Source organism: Candidatus Cloacimonadota bacterium (assembly GCA_011372345.1).
GTDB lineage: Bacteria > Cloacimonadota > Cloacimonadia > Cloacimonadales > TCS61 > DRTC01.
Window position 1 is genome coordinate 1 of sequence record DRTC01000501.1, and the last position, 1,822, is coordinate 1,822.

Genomic DNA, 1,822 nt, shown 5'->3' on the forward strand with positions numbered 1-1,822 from the left:
ATTCGCTGATTTGGAGTCTTTTGGAGTGCTTCAATTATTTTGAAGCAAAAACGACAAAGTCGTTTTCACTAGTGATGAGTTACCAACAACTCATTAAAACAACATAGTTGTTTTACTCCAAAAACAAAACCTGGAGGTAAAGATGAAATCCATTTTTCTTATCTCACTTTTTCTTTTCCAAATTTTCAACCTATCTTCAACCATCATCAACATTCCTGCTGACCAACCGACAATTCAGCAGGGAATCGATGCTTCCGTAAATGGAGATACGGTTATTGTGCAACCCGGAACTTATATTGAGAATATCAATTATAACGGAAAGAATATCACGGTTGCATCTCTCTTCCTGACAACACAGGATACGACTTATATTTCAGAGACGATCATCGATGGAAATCAGAATGGGAGTGTTGTTACTTTTGAGAGCGGAGAAGATTCTACAACAGTATTAGCAGGTTTTACTATTCAAAATGGAACGGGAAAAGAATTCACAATAACCTCAAACGGATGGATTTACTATGTTTATAAAGGTGGAGGAATTTATTGTAAACTTTCATTTCCAGAATTGAAGAATTTAATTGTTCAAAATAATATTTCAAACAAAGGTGGCGGTTTTTTTATAGAAAATAATCCGGATGAAGAATTAAATCAGAATCTAATGATTGAGAATTGTATGATTAGAAATAATGAAGCAGAGTCTGGAACACAATATATGTTTTTTTATAAAGGACAAGGCGGGGGAGTTTATAGTAGTTGTTCAAATACAAATATCAAGAATGTAAAACTGTATAATAATGTAACCGAAGATGGAGGGGGAATCTGTTCGGGTGGGTCAAATCTTGAACTATTTAAGGTCGAAATATCAGGCAATCAAGCAGATGCTGGTTCTGCAATCTATTCAAGTTCTTCAAACATCGATTTCGTAAAAACGTTAATTACTAATAATATTGATATGTCATTCATTCATAATGATTGTATTCATATTTTTAACACTGTTTTAAGGCTTATAAATTGTACGATTTGCAATAATAATTCTGGAATTGCTTTTTTATTAATGCATTCGGAAATTGAAATTATCAATTCAATATTGTGGAATAATGAAAATCAAATGATCACTTTTGCTGATTTTTGGGATCCGAATTGTCTTTCGATTTCTTATACAAATATAGAAAATGGAGAGAATACAATCGAAACAAATAATAACGGAGAATATGAGTGGCTTGAAGGAAATATTGACTCGGATCCTTTGTTCCTCGATCCCGAAAACGGAGATTTCCATCTCACAGAAAACTCTCCCTGCATCGATGCCGGAGACCCGGATTCACCTCTCGATCCTGACGGTACAATCGCAGATATGGGAGCATTTTATTTTAATCAAAATAGTTCCATCAATGAAGAATTAATAATGAATAATGAAAGAATTGAAATATCAAATTATCCTAATCCTTTCAGTTCCTCGACCACGATCTCTTTTAATCTCACCGCAGAGGATACAAAGGTCGCAGAGATTGAGATTTATAACATCAAAGGTCAAAAAGTTCGAACTTTGGAGTGCGTCAACTATGTTGACGCAAAAGCGACGGAGTCGCTTTCCCACATCGTCTGGGACGGAAAAGATGACTCCGGAAAACCGGTAAATTCCGGAATTTATTTCTATAAACTGAAATCAGGGAAATTTTCTTCAACCAAGAAGATGATTTTAATTCGCTGATTTGGAGTCTTTTGGAGTGCTTCAATTATTTTGAAGCAAAAACGACAAAGTCGTTTTCACTAGTGATGAGTTACCAACAACTCATTAAAACAACATAGTTGTTTTACTCCA

At 34.5% G+C, this 1,822-nt stretch carries 1 protein-coding gene; it reads left to right on the forward strand.

What is annotated here, in order from left to right; all coding sequences use genetic code 11:
• The first annotated feature begins 142 nt into the window (after positions 1–142).
• Positions 143–1,711 carry a T9SS type A sorting domain-containing protein gene (locus ENL20_09670; protein HHE38824.1) on the forward strand — a complete coding sequence of 523 codons (1,569 nt, stop codon included), beginning with the start codon at positions 143–145 and terminating at the stop codon, positions 1,709–1,711.
• The last annotated feature ends 111 nt before the right edge of the window (positions 1,712–1,822 follow it).